General features: G+C 68.0%; 22 protein-coding genes. 10 read left to right on the top strand and 12 right to left on the bottom strand.

Annotated features, from left to right (window positions below; all coding sequences use genetic code 11):
- Nucleotides 1–55: 55 nt before the first annotated feature.
- The 3 genes from NY1_RS10150 to NY1_RS10160 all read left to right on the top strand — a co-directional run bounded on the left by NY1_RS10150 (nucleotide 56) and on the right by NY1_RS10160 (nucleotide 3,635).
- Nucleotides 56–982 (top strand): LLM class F420-dependent oxidoreductase, encoded by a 927-nt coding sequence (locus tag NY1_RS10150; protein WP_067710746.1) that lies wholly within the window; start codon nucleotides 56–58, stop codon nucleotides 980–982.
- A 227-nt stretch (nucleotides 983–1,209) separates the two neighbouring features.
- Nucleotides 1,210–2,070, top strand: coding sequence for a Bax inhibitor-1/YccA family protein (locus tag NY1_RS10155; RefSeq protein WP_067710638.1), 861 nt, complete (start codon nucleotides 1,210–1,212; stop codon nucleotides 2,068–2,070).
- A gap of 359 nt (nucleotides 2,071–2,429) precedes the next feature.
- Nucleotides 2,430–3,635 carry a cation:proton antiporter gene (locus NY1_RS10160; protein WP_067710639.1) on the top strand — a complete coding sequence of 402 codons (1,206 nt, stop codon included), beginning with the start codon at nucleotides 2,430–2,432 and terminating at the stop codon, nucleotides 3,633–3,635.
- Here NY1_RS10160 and NY1_RS10165 read toward each other — a convergent pair.
- From NY1_RS10165 to NY1_RS10180, 4 genes are all read right to left on the bottom strand, one after another.
- Nucleotides 3,600–4,577, bottom strand: a complete 978-nt coding sequence (locus NY1_RS10165) for a DUF389 domain-containing protein (RefSeq protein WP_084534825.1) — start codon at nucleotides 4,575–4,577, stop codon at nucleotides 3,600–3,602. The genes NY1_RS10160 and NY1_RS10165 overlap by 36 nt on opposite strands.
- A 169-nt stretch (nucleotides 4,578–4,746) precedes the next feature.
- Nucleotides 4,747–5,079 (bottom strand): DUF1330 domain-containing protein, encoded by a 333-nt coding sequence (locus tag NY1_RS10170; protein WP_067710641.1) that lies wholly within the window; start codon nucleotides 5,077–5,079, stop codon nucleotides 4,747–4,749.
- A 238-nt stretch (nucleotides 5,080–5,317) separates the two neighbouring features.
- Nucleotides 5,318–6,535, bottom strand: coding sequence for an acetyl-CoA C-acetyltransferase (locus tag NY1_RS10175; RefSeq protein WP_067710642.1), 1,218 nt, complete (start codon nucleotides 6,533–6,535; stop codon nucleotides 5,318–5,320).
- Between the two features lie 146 nt (nucleotides 6,536–6,681).
- A complete protein-coding gene (locus NY1_RS10180) occupies nucleotides 6,682–7,197 on the bottom strand; it encodes a hypothetical protein (protein ID WP_067710643.1) in 516 nt (171 codons plus the stop codon).
- A gap of 82 nt (nucleotides 7,198–7,279) precedes the next feature.
- Between NY1_RS10180 and NY1_RS10185 the strand changes: the two genes are divergently transcribed.
- Together NY1_RS10185 and NY1_RS10190 are read left to right on the top strand one after the other, a co-directional pair.
- Nucleotides 7,280–8,662: a cystathionine beta-synthase gene (locus NY1_RS10185; RefSeq protein ID WP_067710644.1), complete on the top strand. Its 1,383-nt coding sequence runs from the start codon at nucleotides 7,280–7,282 to the stop codon at nucleotides 8,660–8,662.
- A gap of 183 nt (nucleotides 8,663–8,845) precedes the next feature.
- Entirely contained in the window at nucleotides 8,846–9,991 is a 1,146-nt protein-coding gene (locus NY1_RS10190) for an AbrB family transcriptional regulator (RefSeq protein WP_084534826.1), read from the top strand.
- 42 nt (nucleotides 9,992–10,033) lie between these two features.
- On the opposite strand, the gene NY1_RS10195 is transcribed toward NY1_RS10190, so the two are convergent.
- The 3 genes from NY1_RS10195 to NY1_RS10205 form a co-directional block, all read right to left on the bottom strand.
- Nucleotides 10,034–10,462 (bottom strand): nuclear transport factor 2 family protein, encoded by a 429-nt coding sequence (locus NY1_RS10195; RefSeq protein WP_067710646.1) that lies wholly within the window; start codon nucleotides 10,460–10,462, stop codon nucleotides 10,034–10,036.
- Nucleotides 10,463–10,510: 48 nt separating this feature from the next.
- Complete coding sequence (locus NY1_RS10200; protein ID WP_067710647.1) at nucleotides 10,511–10,720, bottom strand: hypothetical protein; 210 nt, start codon at nucleotides 10,718–10,720, stop codon at nucleotides 10,511–10,513.
- A gap of 102 nt (nucleotides 10,721–10,822) precedes the next feature.
- Entirely contained in the window at nucleotides 10,823–12,355 is a 1,533-nt protein-coding gene (locus NY1_RS10205; protein ID WP_067710648.1) for an HD domain-containing phosphohydrolase, read from the bottom strand.
- Between the two features lie 604 nt (nucleotides 12,356–12,959).
- Here NY1_RS10205 and NY1_RS10210 point away from each other — a divergent pair.
- A complete protein-coding gene (locus NY1_RS10210) occupies nucleotides 12,960–13,586 on the top strand; it encodes a transglycosylase SLT domain-containing protein (RefSeq protein ID WP_233033410.1) in 627 nt (208 codons plus the stop codon).
- 237 nt (nucleotides 13,587–13,823) lie between these two features.
- Complete coding sequence (locus tag NY1_RS10215; RefSeq protein WP_084534827.1) at nucleotides 13,824–14,852, top strand: mechanosensitive ion channel family protein; 1,029 nt, start codon at nucleotides 13,824–13,826, stop codon at nucleotides 14,850–14,852.
- A gap of 66 nt (nucleotides 14,853–14,918) precedes the next feature.
- Here the strand turns inward: NY1_RS10215 and NY1_RS10220 are convergent, their stop codons facing one another.
- Nucleotides 14,919–15,263 carry a DUF6401 family natural product biosynthesis protein gene (locus tag NY1_RS10220; protein WP_067710649.1) on the bottom strand — a complete coding sequence of 115 codons (345 nt, stop codon included), beginning with the start codon at nucleotides 15,261–15,263 and terminating at the stop codon, nucleotides 14,919–14,921.
- Nucleotides 15,264–15,347: 84 nt separating this feature from the next.
- Complete coding sequence (locus tag NY1_RS10225) at nucleotides 15,348–16,523, bottom strand: acyl-CoA dehydrogenase family protein (protein ID WP_067710650.1); 1,176 nt, start codon at nucleotides 16,521–16,523, stop codon at nucleotides 15,348–15,350.
- Nucleotides 16,524–16,820: 297 nt separating this feature from the next.
- Here NY1_RS10225 and NY1_RS10230 point away from each other — a divergent pair, with 297 nt between their 5' ends.
- Complete coding sequence (locus NY1_RS10230) at nucleotides 16,821–17,966, top strand: cystathionine gamma-synthase (RefSeq protein ID WP_067710651.1); 1,146 nt, start codon at nucleotides 16,821–16,823, stop codon at nucleotides 17,964–17,966.
- A 95-nt stretch (nucleotides 17,967–18,061) separates the two neighbouring features.
- On the opposite strand, the gene greA is transcribed toward NY1_RS10230, so the two are convergent.
- Together greA and NY1_RS10240 are read right to left on the bottom strand one after the other, a co-directional pair.
- The gene (greA, locus tag NY1_RS10235; RefSeq protein WP_067710748.1) at nucleotides 18,062–18,553 is read right to left on the bottom strand and encodes a transcription elongation factor GreA; all 492 of its coding nucleotides are present in this window, start codon (nucleotides 18,551–18,553) and stop codon (nucleotides 18,062–18,064) included.
- 241 nt (nucleotides 18,554–18,794) lie between these two features.
- Nucleotides 18,795–19,211, bottom strand: coding sequence for a DUF4307 domain-containing protein (locus NY1_RS10240; protein WP_067710749.1), 417 nt, complete (start codon nucleotides 19,209–19,211; stop codon nucleotides 18,795–18,797).
- A 151-nt stretch (nucleotides 19,212–19,362) separates the two neighbouring features.
- On the opposite strand from NY1_RS10240, the gene mca reads away from it, so the two are divergent.
- Nucleotides 19,363–20,244 carry a mycothiol conjugate amidase Mca gene (mca, locus tag NY1_RS10245; RefSeq protein WP_067710652.1) on the top strand — a complete coding sequence of 294 codons (882 nt, stop codon included), beginning with the start codon at nucleotides 19,363–19,365 and terminating at the stop codon, nucleotides 20,242–20,244.
- Nucleotides 20,241–20,513 carry a hypothetical protein gene (locus NY1_RS10250; protein WP_067710653.1) on the top strand — a complete coding sequence of 91 codons (273 nt, stop codon included), beginning with the start codon at nucleotides 20,241–20,243 and terminating at the stop codon, nucleotides 20,511–20,513. The genes mca and NY1_RS10250 overlap by 4 nt, the downstream gene beginning before the upstream one ends.
- Before the next feature lie 60 nt (nucleotides 20,514–20,573).
- On the opposite strand, the gene NY1_RS10255 is transcribed toward NY1_RS10250, so the two are convergent.
- The gene (locus NY1_RS10255; RefSeq protein WP_067710654.1) at nucleotides 20,574–22,202 is read right to left on the bottom strand and encodes a TROVE domain-containing protein; all 1,629 of its coding nucleotides are present in this window, start codon (nucleotides 22,200–22,202) and stop codon (nucleotides 20,574–20,576) included.
- Nucleotides 22,203–22,231 lie beyond the last annotated feature (29 nt).

The following is a 22,231-nucleotide window of genomic DNA, read 5'->3' on the forward strand; positions in this document are numbered from 1 at the left end:
CAGGGCGGCCGAAACCATTGAGCGACCGACCAGCACAATATTGGTCATGGGACGAATCGATCTGCGCATTTTCACCGAACCGCAGCAGGGCGCGAGCTACGACACCCTCCTCCGCGTGGCCAAGGCCTCCGAAGACCTCGGCTACGACGCGTTCTTCCGCTCCGACCACTACCTGGCCATGGGTGACGCCGACGGCCTGCCCGGCCCGACCGACGCCTGGATCACCCTGGCCGGCCTGGCCCGCGAGACCTCCCGCATTCGCCTGGGCACCCTGGTCACCGCCGCCACCTTCCGGCACCCCGGCGTGCTCGCCATCCAGGTCGCCCAGGTCGACAATATGTCCGCGGGCCGCGTCGAATTCGGGCTCGGCGCAGGCTGGTACGAAGCCGAGCACACCGCGTACGGCATTCCCTTCCCCGCCGACAAGTTCCCCCGCTACGAGGAACAGCTCGCCATCCTCACCGGGCTGTGGTCCACTCCTGCCGGAGAAACCTTCTCCCACAACGGCGTTCACTACACTCTCACCGACTCCCCGGCGCTCCCCAAGCCGCACCAGCCCCGCATCCCCGTGATCATCGGCGGCATGGGCGCCAAGCGCACCCCGCGCCTCGCGGCCCGCTACGCCACCGAATTCAATGTCCCCTTCCAATCCGCCGAAGCCTCCGCCGAGCAGTTCGAGCGAGTCCGCCGCGCCGCCAAGGACATCGGCCGCGCCCCGGAGGAGATCACCTTCTCCAACGCCCTGGTCGCCTGCGTCGGCACCTCTGACGCCGAAATCGCCCGCCGCGCCGCCGCCATCGGCCGCGAAGTAGACGAACTGAAGACCAACGGCCTGGCCGGCACCCCCGACGAAGTGGTAGCCAAGATCGCCCACTACGCCGAAACCACCGGCACCACCCGCATCTACCTCCAGATCCTCGATCTCGGAGACCTTGATCACCTCGCGTTGATCGCCGACCGGGTCATGTCGCAACTCGATTGACCGGCGGCGGGCTCGACCCGATCTCGGCCGACCAGGGGGTTCGGGGGCCGGCCCCCGAATCTCCCGCTTTTTGTGCCGAAGGCGCGACAACATCTCGGCACCCCTGGTAAAGGTCGGGTAAAGTCCGGTTGGTCTGATCCGGGAACTAGACACATGCCCGGGTCGTTGGACGAGACAGAACCCGCGCCACGACCGACGTGCGCCGCGACTCCAGAAAGGGACGCACTGTGCGCTCCACATCCAACCCGGTTTTCCGGAACCTGACGCAGCAGCAACAGCAGGGCGGCGGTTACGCCGGCTTCGGCTCTGCGGCCGCTGGAGCCGGACAGTTCGCTCACCAGTACGGCCAGCAGCCGGGCTACCCGCCGCAGGGCTACCAGCCCGCGGTGCCGACCACCCGCCCGATGACCATCGACGATGTGGTCACCAAGACCGGCATCACGCTCGGTGTGGTGACCGTCGCCGCGATCATCTCCTATGCGCTGACCGCCGCCAACAACAACCTCGCCTCGCTGTTCGTGATCGTCGGCGGCCTGGCCGGTTTCGCGCTGGCCATGGTCGCGAGCTTCGGCCGCAAGCAGGACAACCCGGCGATCGTGCTGAGCTACGCGGCCTTCGAGGGCCTGTTCCTCGGTGCGCTGTCGTTCATGTTCACCAATATCCAGTTCGGCGGGGCCGGCGGTTCCGGGCTGATCGCGCAGGCGGTGCTCGGCACCTTCGGCGTGTTCTTCGGCATGCTGGTGGTTTACAAGACCGGCGCGATCCGGGTCACCCCGCGCTTCACCCGCATGATCGTGGCCGCCATGATCGGCATCCTGGTGCTGATGCTCGGCAACCTGGTCGCCAGCTTCTTCACCAGCGGCGGGCTCGGACTGCGTGACGGTGGCACGCTGTCGATCATCTTCAGCCTCGTGGTGATCGGTATCGCGGCGTTCAGCTTCCTGCTGGACTTCGACGCCGCCGATCAGCTGATCCGCGCTCAGGCGCCGGAGAAGGCGGCCTGGGGCGTTGCCTTCGGCCTCACCGTGACGCTGGTGTGGCTGTACGTCGAGATCCTGCGACTGCTGTCGTACTTCCAGGACCGGTAAGCCGCTGCGCGGCTGGGATGGGGTAGCGGGGCAAAGCCCCGGGCCCCATTCGGGGGCAAGCCCCCGAACCCCCGATTTCCAAGGGCGGGCACCGTATTCGGTGCCCGCCCTTCCTGTTCCGGACCTGTCCCGACTCGACCCGACCCGGACCTGTCCCGACTCGACCCGACCCGGACCTGTCCCGACCCGACCCTGACCGGACCGGACCTGTTGAGACCCGGACCTGTTGAGACCCGGGAACGTCCCGACCCAAACTCTTCCCGTCCCTTCCCGTCCCGCAGCTGTTGTGTGACCGAGCCGCGCTGGATCAGTCCGTGTCCTGGCCGGGGCGTGGGCGTGTCGCGTGTGAGGATCGGGTGATGGTGTCCTCGGTCCAGGCCGCCGCGGCGGTCGCGCCCTCGGCGATCACCTCGCTGTGCTGGATTTCGGTGGTGGCGGTGGCCGCGCCGCTGGTCGCGCGGGTGTTGCGCGGGTATGTGCCGAGTGTGGTGATCCTGCTGGTGTGCGGGATGTTGCTGGGGCCGCACGGGATCGGGTGGGCGGGGTCCGAGGGCGGGGTGGATCTGCTCAGTGAGCTCGGGCTGGGGATGTTGTTCCTGCTGGCGGGGTACGAGCTGGATCCGAAACTGCTGGGCGGTAAGCCGGGCCGGGTGGCGTGGGTGACCTGGCTGGTGTCGCTGGCGCTGGCATTGGGTTTGGTGATGGTCGCCGCCGGGGACGCCGGGTTCACCGCGCAGATCGCGGTCGCCATCGCGCTCACCTCGACGGCGCTCGGCACGCTGCTGCCGATTCTGAAACAGGACGGGTTGCTCGAACAGCCGCTGGGGCGCGCGGTATTGGCGCACGGCGCGGTCGGCGAGCTGGGCCCGGTCGTCGCCATGTCGGTGCTGCTCACCACCCGCAGCGTCACCGCCGCGGTGATCGTGCTGGCCCTGTTCGGGATCGCCGCGCTGATCGTGGCGTGGGTGCCGCGGCGGCTGCTTGACCGGGTGCCGGGCGTGGAGCGGCTGCTCGGCGAACTCGCCGGCGGCACCGAGCAATTGCCGGTGCGGGTGGTGCTGTTGCTGCTGCTCGTGCTGATGGCCGTGGCCGAAGTTTTCGACCTGGACGTGGTGCTGGGCGCTTTCGCCGCCGGCCTCATCCTGCGTTTCCTGATCGCCGAGGAGCATCCGGAACTCGAATCCGCCTTGGAGACCATCGGATTCGGCCTGTTCATCCCGGTCTTCTTCGTGGTGTCGGGGATGGGCATCGACCCGCGCGCCGTGGCGGACGATCCGCTGGCCTGGGTGGTGTTCGTGGCCGCCATCGCGCTCGCGCGGGGCTTGCCGGTGTGGTTCAGCGAACGGTTCGTCCCGCACGGCGAGAATCTGACCGAACGGCAGGACCGGGTGCAACTCGCGCTCTACGCCGCCACCGGGCTGCCGATCATCGTGGCCGTCACCCAGGTCGCCACCTCGGCCGAGCTGATGAGCCCGCAATTGGCGTCGATCCTGGTGGCGGCGGGCGCCACCACGGTGCTGCTGTTCCCGCTACTGGCCAAAGGCATTGCCGCCGTGCAGTCCTGACCGCGTCCGCGCATGCCGCCAGCGGCGGATGCGGGTGAGCGGCCCGCCCTCGCGTTCGGTGCCGGGCCGAATGGCCAGCACGATGATGCCCGACACCACGATGCCGATCAGATTGACCGCCAACTGAATCAGCGAGGTGGCCGTGACATGCCATTTCCCGGCGAAGGCGGCCGCCACCGCGAGCCCGGCCGCGGGCACCGTGGTGACGGAGATGAACACCCCGACAAGTGCCGAAGAGCGAGCCGTGATCTGGGCGAGCATGCCGGCCGCACCCGCGAGCAGCGCCACCACCAGGGAGAACGGGCCGACTTCGTAGATGAAGTCGAATTGGCGGGCATTGTCCACACCGTCGACGTCGATCCAGCCGAGGCGAATCCACACCCAGGTCGCCGCCGCGGTGATCAGCATGCCCAGCGGGAAGCCGACGGCCAGTGCGAACAGGCCGCGGCGGGTCAATTCGCGCCGGCGGCGCACCAGCCCGACCGCGATGGCGGCCAGCGGACCGTATTCGGGACCCACGACCATGGCGCCGACAATGGTGATCGGCGAGGCGGTGGCCACGCCGACGACCGCCAGCAGCAGCGCGATGGTGAGCAGCGTCAGGTACACCGGACCGGGTTCGGCTCCGCGCCAGGCCTTTTGCAGGGTCTCCTGCCAGACCAGGGCATCGTCGTCCGCACCGGACCGCGGTATCCGCGCGGCGACCTGATACTCGACGGGCTGAAAGGTGAGCGCGCCGGTGCGGGTCACGCCGAGCGCGATCAGTCCGTCGAACACGTCGTCGGCGGCCGTGCGCGCCACATCGGCTTCGACCAGATCGCCCGGCGGGGTGACGCTGCCGCCCGCGGTCAGGCTGACGCGGGTGACGCCGGAGTCGGCGGCGAGCAGACTCAGGACCCGCGCGGTCGATTCCGCGGGACAGCTCACCCGGATTCTCAGCACCTGCCGAGACTAGATCAGCTGTGCGATAGCTGTGTTCTGGACACGGGGTGAAAATCAGCTGTTCGCAGCAACATTGACATTGCCGCGACAGTTGCCGGTCGGCGAGCCGGGCGGGCCCACCAGGTACCCGCCCGGCTCCGTAGCCAATCGATCGGAGCAGCTTCCGTCGTTAGGCGGTCACCCCCTTCAGCACATCGGTGGACACGTGGTCCTCGCCGCAGTCCTCGGCGATGACGGCGACGCCGACCGAGTTCTCCGTGCGCAACGGCAGGATCGCCTGGTAGGCGGGGGAGTCGTACCACTCCAAAGCTTCCTTGTAGCTGGGGAATTCGACGACCACCACGTTCGAGTTCGCCGGACCCTCCTTGATGGTCTGCCGCCCGCCGTGGACGATGAACTTCCCGCCGTACGGCTCGAAGGTGCTCTCGATGCGCTCGAGGTATTCGACGATGTCGGCATTGACGTTGACGTCGTGCAGATGAGCGATGGCGTATCCGGGCATTTCGAGCTCCTGAAGAGGTACTTCGTTGTTGCCCTTGATACTTCCCCGCCCCGGGAACGAAGTCGATTACCTGCCAGGTAATAATCCGCGGAAACGAGAACGGCCGCCCCGACCAAAAGGTCGGGGCGGCCGTTGGCGTGGGGAGACTAGCCCCGCACGCCAGAAGGCCGATGCGGCCTATGGGGGTGTGGGGGCCTGGCCCCACACCTTCTCTACTTCGACCAAAGGTCGGATCGTCTCAGCTCAGGCGCTCGATGATCATCGCCATGCCCTGGCCGCCGCCGACGCACATGGTCTCGAGACCGAACTGCTTGTCGTGGGTCTGCAGGTTGTTGATCAGCGTGGCGGTGATGCGCGCACCGGTCATACCGAACGGGTGGCCCAGCGCGATCGCACCGCCCGACACGTTCAGCTTGTCGTGGTCCATGCCCAGCTCCCGGGCCGAACCCAGCACCTGCACCGCGAACGCCTCGTTGATCTCGTACAGATCCAGGTCGTTGATGCTCATGCCCGCGGTCTTCAGCGTGTTGCGCACGGCCTCGATCGGACCCAGGCCCATGATCTCCGGCGACAGCCCGGAAACACCGGTGGCCACGATGCGGGCGAGGGGGGTCAGCCCCAGCGCCTTGGCCTTGGTGTCGCTCATGACGACCAGTGCGGCCGCACCGTCGTTCAGCGGACAGGCGTTACCGGCGGTGATGGTGCCGTTCTCGCGGAACACCGGCTTCAGCTGCGAGATCTTCTCGTAGGTGGTGCCGGCGCGCGGCCCGTCGTCGGTGGTGACGATGGTGCCGTCGGGCAGGGTCACCGGGGTGATCTCCCGCTCGAAGAACCCGGCCTTGATGGCCTCTTCGGCGCGCTGCTGCGAGCGCACGCCCCAGTGGTCCTGGTCCTCACGCGAGATGCCGGTGTAGGTGGCGACGTTCTCGGCGGTCTGGCCCATGGCGATGTAAACGTCCGGGAGCAGGTCGTTCTCGCGCGGGTCGGTCCAGGTGGCGTTGCTGGCCGCGGTCTCCTTGGTGCGGGCCTCGGCATCGGCGAAACGCAGGTTGTGCGAGTCCGGCCAGCCGTCGGCGGTGCCCTTCGGGAAGCGCGACACGGTCTCGACGCCGGCGGAGATGAACACGTCGCCCTCGCCCGCCTTGATGGCGTGGAAGGCCATCCGGGTGGTCTGCAGCGAGGAGGAGCAGTACCGGTTGACGGTGACGCCCGGCAGGTAGTCGTAGCCGAGCTGCACGGCCACGGCGCGCGCCATATTGAAACCGGCCTCACCGGCGGGCTGGCCGCAGCCCAGGTGCAGGTCGTCGATGTCGGAGACGGCGAGCCCGGGGACCTTGTCCAGGGCGGCCTGCACCATCTGCGCGGCGAGGTCGTCCGGGCGCATGCTCACCAGGGAACCCTTGCCTGCGCGGCCGATGGGCGAGCGGGCGTACGAAACGATGACGGCCTCAGCCATGAGGACTCCTTAATTGCGGGGGTGGAACCTCCATCGAATTTACGACGAGCGTGATCCGGGCCAAACATCCGGTATGCCGGTATCCCAGTAAGTGAACTGGGACATTCCTCACTCTCGGTGCTCTCGTGCCCCGCTGGGCACGCCTGTCAATCGAGTTCGGGCTCGTCAGCCGCGGGGTGGGGATCCGGCGGCGGCGCGACCGGTGCGGGCACCTCGAAGGACCCGCGTTGCGGCGTGCCGGGCATATCGGTGAAGACGTTGACCTCGACGCGGCCCGGCCCGGTGTCCTGGAACAGCGCGTACTGGATGCTCCCGTAGATCCCGGCCACCACGGTCACCCGGAATTCGCCGGCCGCGCCGGTGCTGGTGTTCCGCCACGCCATGGTGGTCACGGTCTCGCAGAGCGGCGCGAAATTGTATGGCCCCTCGCCGAACCCGGTGATGGGCAGCGCCTGGATATTGAAGATCGCCCGCCCCGCGTAGACCGGATCGGTTTCCACCCAGGACCGGATGCGCCCGAAGCACAGCGCATCCCGGAACAGCGAGGTGACTTGCGGGAATTCGATGCTCCGGGCCTGCGCCGCCGGCGCCGGCAGGATCGGTCCCGCACCGGCGAGGCAGGCGAGCAGCAGGCCGGTGGCAACCCGTTTCGGCGTCCGCATGCGGCCGATGCTAGTTTCCCGCGACCGTGATATCCCCGACGTGCGCGAAGGCCCCGATCTCCTTTCTGCAACGATGATGGGTATGCGCATCGCTAACCATGTCGTCGATCTGATCGGAAACACCCCGCTCGTTCGCCTGAACTCCGTGGTGGGTCCGGACTCGGGACTGGTGGCCGCGAAGGTCGAGTACCTCAATCCCGGCGGCAGTTCCAAGGACCGCATCGCCGTCAAGATGATCGACGCCGCCGAGAAGGACGGGCTGCTGAAGCCCGGCGGCACCATCGTCGAACCGACCTCCGGCAATACCGGTGTCGGGCTGGCCCTGGTCGCGCAGCAGCGCGGCTACAAGTGCGTGTTCGTCTGCCCGGACAAGGTCAGCGAGGACAAGCGGAACGTGCTGCGCGCCTACGGCGCCGAGGTCGTGGTGTGCCCGACCGCGGTCGCGCCGGAGGATCCGCAGAGCTACTACAACGTCTCCGATCGCCTGGTGCGCGAGATCCCGGGCGCGTGGAAGCCGAATCAGTACTCCAACCCGGGCGGTCCGGAATCGCACTACGAGACCACCGGTCCGGAGATCTGGCGCGATACCGAAGGCAAGATCACGCATTTCGTGGCGGGCGTGGGCACCGGCGGCACCATCACCGGCACCGGCCGCTACCTGAAGGAGATCTCGGGCGGCAAGGTCAAGATCATCGGCGCGGATCCGGAAGGCTCGGTGTACTCCGGCGGCACCGGCCGCCCGTACCTGGTCGAGGGCGTCGGCGAGGACTTCTGGCCGACCGCCTACGACCCGGCCGTCCCGGACGAGATCATCGCCGTCTCCGATGCCGACTCCTTCGAGATGACCCGCCGCCTGGCCCGCGAGGAGGGCCTGCTGGTCGGCGGCTCCTGCGGTATGGCCGTGGTGGCGGCGCTCAAGGTCGCCGAGCGCGATCCGGACGCCGTTGTGGTGGTGCTGCTTCCGGACGGCGGCCGCGGCTACCTGTCCAAGATCTTCAACGATCAGTGGATGCAGTCCTACGGCTTCCTCAAGCAGGACGGCACCCACGCCGAACCGCTGGTCGGGGAGATCCTGCGCGGCAAGTCCGGCAGCCTGCCCGATCTGGTGCACACCCACCCGTCGGAAACCCTGCGCGACGCCATCGAGATCCTGCGCGAGTACAACGTCTCGCAGATGCCGGTGGTCGGCGCCGAACCGCCGATCATGGCGGGCGAGGTCGCGGGCAGCGTCACCGAACGCGATCTGCTGTCGGCCGTTTTCGAGGGCCGCGCGCAGCTGACCGATCCGGTCTCCAAGCACATGAGCCCGGGCTTCCCGCTGATCGGTTCCGGCGAACCGCTCTCGGCCGCCCGCAAGTCGCTCGAAGAGACCGACGCCCTCATGGTGGTCGAAGACGGCAAGCCGGTCGGCGTGATCACCCGTCACGATCTGCTGGGCTTCCTGTCCACCGGAGCCCTCGCGTAACCTGCCACACATTCGCCGCCCGCCATGACCGGTCTTCCGGTCCGGCGGGCGTTCTGATGTCACCGCTGTGATTTGCCCTGGAACACAGGATTTTTTGCCTGCATCGGAGATCACACGTGTCGCTCCGTCGCGATAACTGCGTCGTTACTGTCCGTTAATGGTCGGCGAGCAAGATCGTCTCGTATGGACCGGAGACACGTGGTCGCCTGGGTGGCTCTCGCGGCCGCCGTACTGGGCGGCGCGGCGCTGCTGGATCGCATCGGATTCCCCGCGCCGCAGATGATCCTCGCCATCGTGGTGGGCGCGGGCCTGGCCATGACCGGGCGGCTGCCGAAACCGCTGCCGCGCCAGGTGAATACGGCCGTGCAGGGCATGCTGGGCGTGGTCATGGGCAGCTACCTGCAGATCTCGCTGCTGACCACGCTGGGCCTCGCGCTCATCCCCGTGCTCGTGGTGACGGCCGCGACGGTCCTGCTGAGCGTCGGTGTCGCACTGGTTTTCGCGCGCGCCGCCAAGGTGGATGTCCCGACCTCGACGCTGGGCCTGCTGGCCGGCGGCTCGGCCGCGGTGGTCTCGGCCGCCGAGGAACTGGACGCCGATCCGCGCCGGGTGGCGTTCATGCAATACCTGCGGGTCGCGCTGGTCGCCTTGAGCGCGCCCGCCGTCGCCGCGATTCTCGACGACGAGGAGGGCATCTCCTACGGCCCGGTCACGCTCGGCGGCGCGGTCACCGATCCGGACCTGCCGTTCTGGATGATCGTCGGCCGCGGCGATCAGGTCGCGGGCCTGTCCACCGCAATCATGTTGTGCCTCATCGGAACTTGGGCCGGTCGCCGCATCGGCCTGCCGAATGCCGCGCTCCTGGGGCCGATGCTGCTGACCGCGATCCTCACCGCCGCCGGCATCAGCCACGGCTACGCGCCGACCCACCTGTTCAAGGATCTGCTTTTCGTTCTGGTCGGTTTCGAGGTCGGCACCCGCTTCACCCGCGAGGTGGTGCGGGAGATGGCGCGCATGATCCCCGCCGTGATGACGGCGGTACTGGCCCTGTCCGGCCTGGTGGCAGCGCTCGCATTGGGCCTGGCCTATCTCGTCGACCTGGAGATGTCGGACCTGTATCTGGCCACCACCCCGGGCGGCATCAACGCGGTCCTGGCCACCGCCGACAAGATGAACGCCAACCTGCCCCTCATCACCAGCGTGCAGACCATCCGCCTGCTGCTGATGATGGCGTTGCTGCCGCTGCTCATGCGCGCCATCCGCCGTTTCAATGCGCGAAGCCGCAGTTCCGGAACCGCCACAGCGCCACCCGTGCCCACTCCGGTGTGAAGCGGATCGGCTTGCGGCGCAGTCGAATCGATGCCATCGCCGTCAGCCGTTCGCGATCGCCGTGATGTGCTTGGCGGTGTCGCCGTAATGCCGGAACGCGCTGACCCGCCCCGTGTCGTCGAAGGTCCACAGGTGCAGTTCCTCGTCGGCGATCCGGTGGTCGCCGGGCAGCACCACATCGCTGCGCACCTCGGCCACCACCTTGCGCCCGTCGCCGATCACCTCGAGCACACTGAACTCGTTGAACTTCCATTCCGCCAGCAGCGCGAAGAATTCCGCCACTTCGGCGGGCCCGCGCCGGGGCTGCAAATGCGGCACCCCGGCCTGCTGCGCGGAATTGCCCGCCCAGTCGGCGTCCCAGGACACGTCATCGGCGAGCTGATCGAGAATGAAGGCGATATCGCCGGTTCCGAAGGCACGGTAGAGGGCGCCGACGGTATCGGCATTGCTGGTTTCGCGGTGAGCGTTCATGCCACGATGGTCGGCCCCGAACCGGTCCGCTCACATCGGTCGATCGACCTATCCGGTGCGCAGGCTCGGCATTTCGCGTTCGTGCAGGCGCAGCACCTCGCGCGCGGCCTGGTCGAGCTGGTCGGCATTGATCACCAGTTTGGACCGGCTGCGGCCGTCGCCGGGGTGGGCCCGCTCCCGATCGCGGCGGTGCCGGACCGCCAGCTCCGTCTGTGCGTGCGCGATGAGCTTGTTCAGCGCGTTCTCGATCTCACCCATGAGTGATCCTTCCGTGCGCGCGGATGGGTTTGCCGAACGGATTGCCCTTTCCAGCCTACGAGCCCCGGCGCCGCCTCCGGCCCGGTCGGCGAACGCCGCAGCTCATCCGGGCAGCAGCCCGTGCTCCATGGCGAACACGGCCGCGCCCGCCCGGGTGCGGCGGCCGGTCTTGTCGTAGATGTGCGCCAGATGGTGGCCGACGGTGCGCTCGGACACCACCAGGTCGGCCGCGATCTGGCGATTGGAGAGGCCGCGGGCGGCCAGGCGCAGCACGTCCACCTCGCGCTCGGTCAGCCCGCACGGATATTCGGTGCGGGCCGGGCGCAGGCCCGCCGCCTCCACCACCGCGGCGCAGGCCTCCCGATCGAGCCGGCCCGCCGCGGCTTCGGCGGACAGGTGCGCGGCGGCCTCGCTGGGTTTGTGAGCGGGCCGGTGCGGGCGCGGTTCGGTCATGGCGGCGAAGACGTCGGCGGCGGCGAGCAGCCGGGCCGACTGCGAGAGGTCGTGCACTCGCACGCCGCGGTGGTAGCCGCTGCCGTCGAGGCGTTCGTGATGCCCGGAGGCGACCTCGGCCAGATCGCTCAGGCTGGGGCAGCGGCGCAGGATGCGATCGGTCCAATAGCAGTGCAGCCGAACCCTTTCCCAGTCGCCGGGGCCGAGCGGCCCGGGTCGATCCCAGACCGCGCTGGAGACCGCCGCCCGCCCGATATCGTGCAGCAGCGCGGCGGCGCGCAGGGCGGCGCGATCGGTGGCGTTCATCCCCGCCAATTCGGCTGCCGCATTGGATAATTCGGCTACGTGGCCCGAATGTCCCAGCAGGTAGCGGCCTTTCAGGTCGACGATCACGGCCATGGCGGTGCACAGGTGGTCGCGGTCCTCGGGCCGGATCACGGTGGGCAGTCCGGGTTCGGCCGCCACCACGGCGGTGAGCAGATCGGGCTGATCCAGCACGCTCCAGACCGCGTCCGGTTCCGCCGCGAACGCCGCCACCAGATCCGGATCCAGGTGTCCGCCCGCGCGCCGCCGCAATTCGGTCACGGCGGCCATGCGGTCCCGGGTGCCGAGCGCCAGCACCGCCTGTTCGGCCAGATGCAGGATGCGGCCGGGCAGCGACAGGTCCTCGCCGGACAGCCGGTCGGGCGCGCCCAGACCGTCCCAGCGCTCCTTGACCTCGGTGAGTGCGCGTACGGCCGCCTCGGGCAGCCCCAGACGCGGTCCCAGCGCCCGGCTGACCTCGCAGACCGATCGGACCGCGATCGGCGCTCCCTGCGGCGCCTGGGTCACGAAACGGTCACGCATAGCGGCCTGGGTCAGTGGCGACCAGGACCCGAAGTCGCGCATCTGATCGGCGAAAACGCCCGGATCACCCGGGTCGAGGGTGTGATACGCCTGCTGGAAGGCGATGTCGTCGGCGTAGGACTCGGCGTTCTCCGAGGCCCGGCTGGTGCACCCGACCGCGCCGAGCAGGGCGGCGTGGAACACCACGCGCCGATCGGGCTCGTCCAGACCGAGCCGGCCGGCCACGGCATCGGCCACCAGGCACACCGACAGGCCCTTCTCGAACGGCATTCCGGTCGCGAGATCGGTGGTGAGCGAAAGGGCCGCCAGCACCTCGGTGACCCGGATGGATGCCATGGATCGACCCTAATCCGCGGTGCGCCCGCGTGCATGGCGTTGACGGTGGTGAATGCGTTCGTGATCGGCCGGTGATTGGCGTCCGGAAGATCGCCGAAAGTTCGCCGAATGGCACGCGAAACGCCGACAAATGGTGCGATTCATGCTTTATCGCAATATCGGGACTAAATTTCTCTGTGATCTGAAACACTCTGTGGTTTGAATTGAATCACCTGGTCAGCGCTTGTATTAATGCAGGTCCCGAGGTTGCCGCCCGGACCGGTTCACCGTCTGTTCATGTTTGGTTCAGGCTGTGTTCATCTAGCGCAATCAAGCTGTGACCTTGTCGGAAACAGACCACAAGTCTGCTAGGCGCAAGGAGATGTCGAAAACATGCGGAACGTGATCACGACAACGGTGCGATGAGGCACCTCGGCCCGCGCGGCCGTCGCTGACACCGCTGACCTCCGATTCAGCGTCAATTTCCCTGGCCCGCAACGGGTCTCACAACAGAAATAACAAACACCGGTAGTGCGTGGTGAGCATCCCAATGGGTGCTCGCGTGGCCGCGCGCTGCCACTCGAGGCCCAGCGAGGCCGAAACCGAACAGGAATCCTACTTCGCCATGCCCACGAACCCTATGACCGCTCTGAAATGCCCCGCCAGACGTAGCAAGGTGGTTGCCGCCGCCCGTACCGCCGGCACCGCCGCCCTGGCCCTCGGGGTCTTCGGATCCATCATCACCGCCGCGGGCTCCGCGCAGGGTGAGGTCGAGCCCGTCGCGCTGAAGGAAACCCTCGCAGCGACCGCTCCCGCCATGCAGGCCGCCCCGGGCAAGCTCGACGCCGCTCCCGCCCCGGCCCCCGCGCCCATGCCGGCCCCCGAGGTCGCCGCGCCGGCCCCCGCGCCGCTGCCGCCTGCCCCGGTCTACGCCGACAACCTCGACGGCTGGATCCGGCACGCGCTGGACATCATGGCCGCCAACAACATTCCGGGCAGCTACGACGGCATCATGCGCAACATCCTGCGCGAGTCGAGCGGCAACCCGCAGGCCATCAACCTCTACGACTCCAATGCGGCCATGGGCATCCCGTCCAAGGGTCTGCTGCAGGTGATCGACCCGACCTTCGCGGCGTACCACGTGCCCGGCACCGAGTTCAATGTCTGGGATCCGGTCGCGAACATCGTGGCGGCCTGCAACTACGCCGCCCACCGCTACGGCTCGATGGACAACGTCAACAGCGCGTACTGATCCCGCTGCTCGATTCCTGCCGGTTTCCCGGCTGATCGCGAGTACGCCGGAGCCCCCCGATGAGGGGAGGGCTCCGGCGTTTTCGTCGTTCGGGAGCCGATCGGCAAATCGTAGGCATCCTTTTTGGCAACTTTTTCGCAAACAACGCATTGCGAAGATCAACTGGGGGTATAACCGCCCTTGGAGCAAGTCCCGGCATCCGGCCGGGGCCGGATAGCGACGAGGAACGGGGTACCCATGTACACCTCGAGTTTGGCTATCGATATCCAGCAGGGGTTGTCGGACGCGTGGAGTTCGGTGGCCACGTTCGTACCGAAATTCGTCGGGTTCCTGGCCATTCTCCTCATCGGCTGGTTCGTGGCGAAAATCATTGAGCGCCTGGTGGTTCGAGTGCTGCACCGGGTCGGCTTCGACCGGCTGGTGGAGCGCGGCGGCATCAAGGACATGCTGGCGAACTCGCGCTACGACGCGACGCAGATCATGGCGCGGCTCGCCTACTACGCGATTCTGCTGATCACCCTGCAGCTCGGCTTCGGCGTCTTCGGCCCGAATCCGGTGAGCACCATGCTGAACGGGATCGTGGCCTGGCTGCCGCGGCTGGCCGTCGCGCTGGTCATCGTGTGCATCGCGGGCGCGATCGCCAAGGTGGTCATGGACATGATCGCGAACATGCTCTCGGGCCTGGAGTACGGTGCCATGCTCGGGCGCATCGCGGCCGTATTCATCTGGGGCATAGGCATTATCGCGGCGCTGAACCAGATCGGCGTCGGCACCTCGGTGACCATGCCGATTCTCGTGACGGTGCTGGCGACCATCGCCGGCGTGGTGATCGTCGGGTTCGGCGGCGGGCTCATCCGGCCGATGCAGCAGCGCTGGGATCGCTGGCTGAACAATATCGAAGGCGAGATGCCCGAGCTCAAGGGTCACGCGCAGGCGTACCAGCGGGGCCGCGAGGACGCGGCTCGGGCGCGCGAGGCGGCTCGGCAGCAGCAGGCCATGATGCAGCAGGGCATGAGCGGCGGTCAGCAGATGCCGCCCGGCAAGTGGGCCGAGCAACCCGTCGGCACCGCTCCCGGTGCGGGACAGCAAGGTTACGGCCAGCAGGGCTACGGCCAGCAGGGGTACGGGCAACAGGGCTACGGTGCGCAGAACTATGGCCGGCAGGGTGGCTATGGAGCGCAGCAGCAGCCCATGCCGGGCGGTCAGATGCCGGGTCAGCCCGGCCGGAGCGGCTACGACCCGGAAGATGATTCCGGAATGCGCTGACGCGCAAGTGAATACGCGAACGGCCCGCGCACTTGAAGTGCGCGGGCCGTTCGTATGTCCAGGTGTTCAGTCGCCGCGCGCCAGGGCACAGACGCCCGCCAGGCGCAGGTGCACCCAGTCGGCGTGCTGCCAGTCCTCCGGCACGATCGGCAGTCCGATGCCGGATTCGCGCAGGTCCTCCAGGAGTCCGCGCGCGTATCCGGCGAGCAGCACGCTCACCGGCACGGTGGCCGAGTTCTCCACCCCGAGCTCCAGGATGTCGCGGACCGCGGCGGCGTGCTGATCCACCGCGGCGCACACACCGGGGAGCTCGCGGGCGGCCAGCATGGCCGGGGCTCCGTGCGTGCGCTGCAGTCGGTTCAGGGTCTTACGCGCCGAGACGACGAGCAGGGCGGAGCCGGGCAAAAACACGCCGTCATGCTAGCAATCGGGGAGCATTCTCGGATCGGGCTGTGAGATATCGCGCAGTTGCTCCCCGAACGTCCGGAATGTGGTTCAGCGGAAGGCTTTGGCACCGGTCAGCGCCTCGCCGAGCACCAACTGATGCACCTCCGCGGTGCCCTCGTAGGTGAGCACGGATTCCAGGTTGTTGGCATGCCGCAGCACCGGGTATTCGAGGGTGATGCCGTTCGCGCCGAGAATGGTCCGGCATTCGCGCGCGATGGCGATGGCCTCGCGGGTGCTGTTCAGCTTGCCCGCGCTGATCTGCTCGTTGGTGACCGCGTGCCGGTCCTTGAGCCGGCCCAGGTGCAGCGCCAGCAACTGGCCCTTGCCGAGTTCGAGGGCCATATCGGCCAGCTTGGCCTGGGTCAGCTGGTAGGCGGCGAGCGGCTTGTCGAACACCTCCCGGGTGCGGGCGTAATCGATTGCGGCGGAAAGGCAATCGCGGGCCGCGCCGAGCGCGCCGAACACGATGCCGAACCGCGCCTCGGACAGGCAGCCCAGCGGCGAGGCCAGCCCGCGCGCTTGCGGCAACTGCGCGTCGGCGGGCAGCCGGACTCCGTCGAGGGACAGCTCGGCGGTGAGCGAGGCCCGCAACGACAGCTTGTGCTTCATCTCCCGTGCGCTGAATCCCGGTGTGTCCGTGGGCACTACGAACCCGCGCACCACATCCCGTTCGCCTTCGCGTGACTGCGCCCAGATGATCGCGACATCGGCCACCGACCCGTTGGTGATCCACATCTTGGATCCGTCCAGAATCCAGTCGTCCCCGTCGCGCCGCGCCCGCGTCCGCATGCCGCCGGGATTCGACCCGAAGTCGGGTTCGGTCAACCCGAAGCAGCCGATCACCTGCCCGGCCGCCATGCCCGGCAGCCACCGCTGCTTCTGCTCCTCCGACCCGTACTTGTGAATCGCCGTCATGGCGAGCGATCCCTGTACCGAAACCAGGCTCCGCACACCGGAATCCACCGCTTCGAGCTCCAGGCACGCCAGCCCGTACGCGGTGGCAGAGGTGCCCGCGCATCCGTAGCCCTCGAGATGCATGCCCAGCAGCCCAAGCTTGCCCAGCTCCGGTGCCAGCTCCCGCACCGGGAAGGTCCCCGCCTCGAACCATTCCGCGATATGCGGCCGCAACCGCTCGGCCGCGAAATCCCGCACGGTAGCGCGGATCTGCCGCTCCTCGTCGTCCAGCAGCGAATCGATAGCGAAGAGTTCGTCAACGGTCACCATGCGCCCCACCCTAGAACCGCCGCGCCCCCCTCACAATCCCGCCCCACCCCGGTTCCCACCTGCGAATAAGCCGCTCCCCGAGACACCTTCCGGTACATCCTCGAGACACTCTCCGCCGCACCCGCCGTCTACCGGCCGTGCCTTCGAGAGACACGGCAGAGCGCCGATACGAGACATTCCGGCGGGTTCGCCCGTGTCTGTGCCCGAGATTGGTCCGTTTGCCTGTTTAGTCCGCTCGCGATCTGATAGAACCCGCCCCGGAGCGGGCGCGAATTCTGCGCGACCTAGGCTGGGGCCATGAGTGATCAGCTGGGTTTCTCCACGCGGGCCGTGCATGCCGGGTTCGATCCGGACCCCCAGACCGGTGCGGTGAACGTGCCGATCTATGCCAGCTCGACCTTCGCCCAGGACGGCGTGGGCGGGATGCGCGGCGGGTACGAGTACGCGCGCACCGGTAATCCGACGCGGACGGCGCTCGAAGCCAATCTGGCGGCGCTGGAGTCGGGCACCTACGGGCGGGCGTTCGCGTCCGGGATGGCGGCCACCGACTGTGCGCTGCGGGCGAACCTGCGGCCCGGCGATCACCTGGTCATTCCGAACGATGCCTACGGCGGCACCTTCCGGTTGATCGACAAGGTGTTCACCCAGTGGGGGATCACCTACGACGTGGCCGCGGTGTCGGATCCGGACGCGGTGGCGGCGGTCATGAAGCCGAACACCAAGCTGGTCTGGATCGAGACGCCCACCAATCCGCTGCTGAACATCGGCGATATCGCCGCGCTGGCGGCGGTGGCGCACGCCGGCGGCGCGAAGCTGGTGGTGGACAACACCTTCGCCTCGCCGTACCTGCAGCAGCCGTTGCAGCTGGGCGCGGACATCGTGATCCACTCGACCACCAAGTACCTGGGCGGGCATTCCGACGTGGTGGGCGGCGCGCTCATCACCAACGATCAGGAGCTGGACGCCAAGTTCGCGTTCCTGCAGAACGGCGCGGGCGCGGTGCCCGGGCCGATGGACGCGTTCCTCACCATGCGCGGCATCAAGACCTTGGCCGTGCGCATGGACCGGCATTGCGACAACGCCGAGACCATCGCCGAGTTCCTGTCCAACCACCCGAAGATCGCCGAGGTCATCTACCCCGGCCTGCCCGAGCACCCGGGCCACACCGTCGCCCAGAAGCAGATGAAGCGCTTCGGCGGCATGATCTCGGTCCGCGTGCACGGCGGCAAGGAAGCGGCGCTCGACTTCTGCGCCCGCACCAAGATCTTCACCCTGGCCGAATCCCTCGGCGGCGTGGAATCCCTCATCGAGCACCCCGGCGCCATGACCCACGCCTCCACCGCGGGCTCCGCCCTCGAGGTCCCGGCCGACCTGGTCCGCCTCTCGGTCGGCATCGAAGACATCGGCGACCTGCTCGCCGACATCGAACAGGCACTGGCCTAGGGGACCTTCGACGCATGACGAAAAACGCAGCGCCGCACCAGGATTGGTGCGGCGCTGCGCCGTTCTTACAGTGTCCGCGGAATCGCGGCAGAAATTCAGCTGTGGTAGGGCTCAGCCGATACGAGCGTCACCTTCATGGTGCTGCCATTGGGAAGGGTGTATTCGCGAGTCTCGCCGACCTTGGCGTCGATCAAAGCGCCACCCAACGGGGAGTTGGGGGAGTAGGTCTCCAGGTCCGCGGACCCCAGGCCCTCTTCGCGGGTCGCGATGAGGAAGGTCTCGGTGTCGCTCTCGTCGCCGTCGTAGTACACCTTGACGACGGAGCCGGGCAGCGCGATCCCGGACTGCGACGGGGCCACGCCCACCTTGGCGTTGTTCAGCAGTTCCTGCAGCTGGCGAATGCGCGCCTCCTGCTGGCCCTGCTCCTCACGCGCGGCGTGGTAGCCACCGTTCTCCTTGAGATCGCCTTCTTCACGACGCTCGTTGATTTCGGCCGCGATGACCGGACGGTTGGCGATGAGCGCGGCGAGTTCGCTCGTAAGCCTCTCGTGCGACTCCGGTGTCAGCCAGGTCACGTTCTCAGTCATCTCGATCACTCCCTAGTAGTTGTCCCCGGCAGGCCGGGATTCCCTGATCCCGACATACCCAGCCGGGGCCAGGCATGACGAGGTTGGACGGCCAGAGCGTTCCTGGGGGAGATACCCGAGCGCACCTGCCGCCAATGCAAGCAAACACGGCTCCGAACCCCGGAACCGTGTATCGCGTCATTCTAGCACGTTTTATAAAGGCGCAGGTAGAAGCGTCAAAGCGGGTCGCGGACCGGACTTTTCACCCGGCACGAAGATATGCGGGCACCTTGTCGTCGCAGGCGTAGATATTGGCCGCGCCGGCCCGCGCGGTGGTCTTCAACGTGGTGGTGAGCCGGACCGTGCCGCTGTCGGAGCCGGGCACCAGCACCTCGCGCCGGCCGACCTCGACGCTGTCGGGATCCATGGCGCGGATGTAGCAGACCACCGGTTGGCTCGGGTCCTTGCGCGTCACCTTGAAATCGACCTCGACGGTGGAATCGTCGAACACGGTGTAGCCCAGGCGTTCCGGCTCGATGTCCTTGGGTCCGTAGGTCTTGTACCCCATCCAGGCCACCCCGAGCCCGGCCAGGATGACCACCGCGCCCAGGGCGAACGGAAGCCAGCGGCGGGTCTTGCGCGGCGCAATCCCGTACCGGTCGGCCGGTCTTTCGGTCATGACGCGCACTCCCGGGGGGTAGGTCGGAACAAATAACGATCGGATGGAACTATAGGGAATAGAGATCGGACACGGCCTGGGACTCCGGCGGAAGCGATGAGATGAGCATTGTGATCGGTGAGGTGAACGAGAAGTGAGTGGTCTTCGCCTCATGGCGGTACACGCGCACCCCGACGACGAATCCAGCAAGGGCGCGGCGACGACCGCACGCTATGCCGCCGAGGGCAACGAGGTGCTGGTCGTCACGCTGACCGGTGGCGAGCGCGGTGACATTCTCAATCCGGCCATGGACACCCCCGGCATCAAGGATCGCATCGCCGAGGTGCGGCGCGAGGAGATGGCGGCGGCGGCCGAGGCGCTCGGGGTCGAGCAGACCTGGCTGGGCTTCGTGGATTCCGGTCTGCCCGAAGGGGATCCGCTACCCCCGCTGCCCGAGGGCAGTTTCGCGCTGGTGCCCCTCGACGAGGCCACCGAAGCGCTGGTGAAGGTGGTGCGCGAGTTCAAGCCGCACGTCATCACCACCTACGACGAAATGGGCGGCTACCCGCACCCCGACCACATCATGTGCCACAAGGTGTCGGTGGCGGCCTACGAGGCCGCCGGTGATCCGGAGAAGTTCCCGGACGCGGGCGCGCCGTGGACGCCGTTGAAGCTGTACTACAACCACGGATTCAGCCTGTCCCGCCTGGAGATCTTCGCCGACGAGTACGCGCGGCGCGGCGAACCGTTCCCCATGCAGGACTGGATGGACCGGATGCGGAAATACGCCGCCGAGCGCGGCGATATCATGGGTCGGGTCACCACCCAGGTCGAATGCGCCAAGTACTTCCCGGCGCGCGATGACGCCCTGCGCGCGCACGCCACCCAGATCGACCCGAACGGCGCCTTCTTCGCCATCCCGACCGAGTTGCAGCAGAAGCTGTGGCCCACCGAGGAATTCGAGTTGGCCAAGACCCGGGTGCAGACCGCCATCCCCGAAACCGACCTGTTCGCGGGAATCGACGACGCCGACACCGAGGACCCCGACCGATGATCCTGACCCTGCTCGCCCAAGGAAATACGCCCACCGGACCCGAGTTCGGCAAGGCGTCACCCCTGGGACTCGTCATCGTCCTGATCCTGCTGGCCGGCACCGTGCTGCTCATCCGCAATATGAACAAGCACATCAAGGGCCTGCCCGCGACCTTCTCCCCGGAACACCCGGAACCGGACCAGGAAGCCGACGAGGGCACCGAGCACGGCGTCGCCGCTCGCGAAGCGGAGCAGCCGAAGCCGGAGGCGTCGAACGGCAGCACCGCCTGACGCGTCGGCGCAAAAGCAATACACGGCCCCGGTCCTGACGGACCGGGGCCGTGGTGTTTTTCAGAAGGGCCAGTTCGCGTGCTTGCCTGCTTCGATGAGAGGGATCATCGTGAACGCGGCGTCGGACAGGCCGCCGAAGGCGTGGCGGTTGTGGGAGCCGGTGGGGGCGTGGCCGGGGCGGTAGCCCACCAGGTTCCAGGTGTAGAGCGGGACCGTGGCGGGCAGGGCCGTGTGCACGTTGTGGCCGGTGGCCTGTTCATCGGTGAGGATGACCACGCGGTCGTGGTTCGCGAAGTGCTTGCGAACCGCGCCCGCGGTGTCGGTGCCGCCGTTGATGAAGTAGCCGTCGGACTTCCAGCGTTCGACCGCGCGCAGTACCGGTTCCCCGGCCCGGGCAGGGAAGGGGATGGTGTACGGGCCGATGCCGCCGTCCGGGCCCCAGGCGCCGGAGTAGGACACCACGTCGGCGTGTGCGCAGCGCGAGGCGAGGGCGAGGCCGAACAGGGCTGCCGCGTCCCAGTAGCGCAGGGTGCCGTCCTTGGCGAAGTTCGCCGTCATCGAACCGGAGGTGTCGATCAGCACCAGGGTGCGACCGGGCAGCGCCGGGATCGAGGTCAGCGAATGGTTCAGCGCCTGCTCCAGGGCGTGACCCCAGCGCAGGGACGGCGCCGCGCGGTAGGCGGACAGGAAGCGCATGGGCAGCTGGCGCGAGGCCCGCACCTGCTCCGGATCCGCCAGGCGCGCGGCGACTTCCGCCGCCACCGCATCCGAGACGCCCGCCAGGTCGAAATTGCGGACGTTCCGCAGCAGCGCCATGTAACCCATGGCCGGGATCAGGGCTTCCCACACGGCGGCGTCCATCGGGCCCTGCAGCCAGCCGCCGACCGCCTCCCACGTCATGCCCGCGGAACGCAGTGTGGTGCGGGCGGTTTCGGCGTCCTCGAAGAGCGCGCGCCGCTGTTCGACGGGAGTCGCGAGCAGTCCCGCCCGGGCCCGCAGCACCCGCAGCTCCTCCGGAATGGGATTGTCCCGATGGTGCCGGCGATCGATGGCATGCGCGAAAAGCGCTCCCTGCCAAGGCTTGTCGGCAGCCGCGGCGGGATGCGTCAGCTCCAGCACGTCACCGAACCGGAAGCTGTGCGCATCGCCGTCCCACTTGGCGAGCGCGCGTTCCCCGTACAGCCGCCGCACCGCATCGCCGATACCGCGCTTGACCGGCTTGGGCAGCGCCCGCCCGTAGACAGCGTGCCAGTAGGCGATGAGCTCGCCCGGTTCGTCGGCGCGCAGCAGCACGGAATCGATGACCTGGCGCGACATTCCGGCCGCACCGGCATCCAGCCGCGCCTTGGTGAACTCGGCCGCGCCGACCAGTGCGGCGGTGCGCATAGCGGCGTCGGCGCGCAGCCAGCGCAGGAAGCGCGCGGTCCATTCGGGATCGGCGACAGTGGCCTCGCGGACCAGAGCGGCGTACCGCTGATCCCGCGCGCCGGCGGCTTCGTAGAAAGTGTTCTCTCCCACCAGGTTCGATACCGCGAGCAGGAACAGCTCACCCTGCACCGTGCGCCGGTAGCCGGGCGCGCCCTCGTGGGTGCGCGCGGACGGCAGCTGCTCGCCGCGGATGGGCGAGGTGGCGGTGGCGGTGAGCGGCGCGACCAGGCCGCGCAGGCGTGCGATATTGAACTTGGCCATGGGATTTCCCCTGATTCGTGCGGGGTGGC

This window comes from Nocardia yamanashiensis NBRC 100130 (assembly GCF_001613325.1).
In the GTDB taxonomy this organism is placed as follows: Bacteria; Actinomycetota; Actinomycetes; order Mycobacteriales; family Mycobacteriaceae; genus Nocardia; species Nocardia yamanashiensis.

Excerpts from the sequence above, each read along its gene's own strand:
- NY1_RS10200 (WP_067710647.1), bottom strand. The coding sequence starts at position 10,720 with ATGGGTGAGATCGAGAACGCGCTGAACAAGCTCATCGCGCACGCACAG.
- NY1_RS10210 (WP_233033410.1), top strand. The coding sequence starts at position 12,960 with ATGCCCACGAACCCTATGACCGCTCTGAAATGCCCCGCCAGACGTAGC.
- greA (WP_067710748.1), bottom strand. The coding sequence starts at position 18,553 with ATGACTGAGAACGTGACCTGGCTGACACCGGAGTCGCACGAGAGGCTT.
- NY1_RS10240 (WP_067710749.1), bottom strand. The coding sequence starts at position 19,211 with ATGACCGAAAGACCGGCCGACCGGTACGGGATTGCGCCGCGCAAGACC.
- NY1_RS10175 (WP_067710642.1), bottom strand. The coding sequence starts at position 6,535 with ATGGCTGAGGCCGTCATCGTTTCGTACGCCCGCTCGCCCATCGGCCGC.
- NY1_RS10190 (WP_084534826.1), top strand. The coding sequence starts at position 8,846 with ATGGACCGGAGACACGTGGTCGCCTGGGTGGCTCTCGCGGCCGCCGTA.
- mca (WP_067710652.1), top strand. The coding sequence starts at position 19,363 with ATGGCGGTACACGCGCACCCCGACGACGAATCCAGCAAGGGCGCGGCG.
- NY1_RS10185 (WP_067710644.1), top strand. The coding sequence starts at position 7,280 with ATGCGCATCGCTAACCATGTCGTCGATCTGATCGGAAACACCCCGCTC.
- NY1_RS10225 (WP_067710650.1), bottom strand. The coding sequence starts at position 16,523 with ATGGTGACCGTTGACGAACTCTTCGCTATCGATTCGCTGCTGGACGAC.
- NY1_RS10205 (WP_067710648.1), bottom strand. The coding sequence starts at position 12,355 with ATGGCATCCATCCGGGTCACCGAGGTGCTGGCGGCCCTTTCGCTCACC.
- NY1_RS10250 (WP_067710653.1), top strand. The coding sequence starts at position 20,241 with ATGATCCTGACCCTGCTCGCCCAAGGAAATACGCCCACCGGACCCGAG.
- NY1_RS10255 (WP_067710654.1), bottom strand. The coding sequence starts at position 22,202 with ATGGCCAAGTTCAATATCGCACGCCTGCGCGGCCTGGTCGCGCCGCTC.
- NY1_RS10195 (WP_067710646.1), bottom strand. The coding sequence starts at position 10,462 with ATGAACGCTCACCGCGAAACCAGCAATGCCGATACCGTCGGCGCCCTC.
- NY1_RS10215 (WP_084534827.1), top strand. The coding sequence starts at position 13,824 with ATGTACACCTCGAGTTTGGCTATCGATATCCAGCAGGGGTTGTCGGAC.
- NY1_RS10180 (WP_067710643.1), bottom strand. The coding sequence starts at position 7,197 with ATGCGGACGCCGAAACGGGTTGCCACCGGCCTGCTGCTCGCCTGCCTC.
- NY1_RS10230 (WP_067710651.1), top strand. The coding sequence starts at position 16,821 with ATGAGTGATCAGCTGGGTTTCTCCACGCGGGCCGTGCATGCCGGGTTC.
- NY1_RS10160 (WP_067710639.1), top strand. The coding sequence starts at position 2,430 with ATGGTGTCCTCGGTCCAGGCCGCCGCGGCGGTCGCGCCCTCGGCGATC.
- NY1_RS10170 (WP_067710641.1), bottom strand. The coding sequence starts at position 5,079 with ATGCCCGGATACGCCATCGCTCATCTGCACGACGTCAACGTCAATGCC.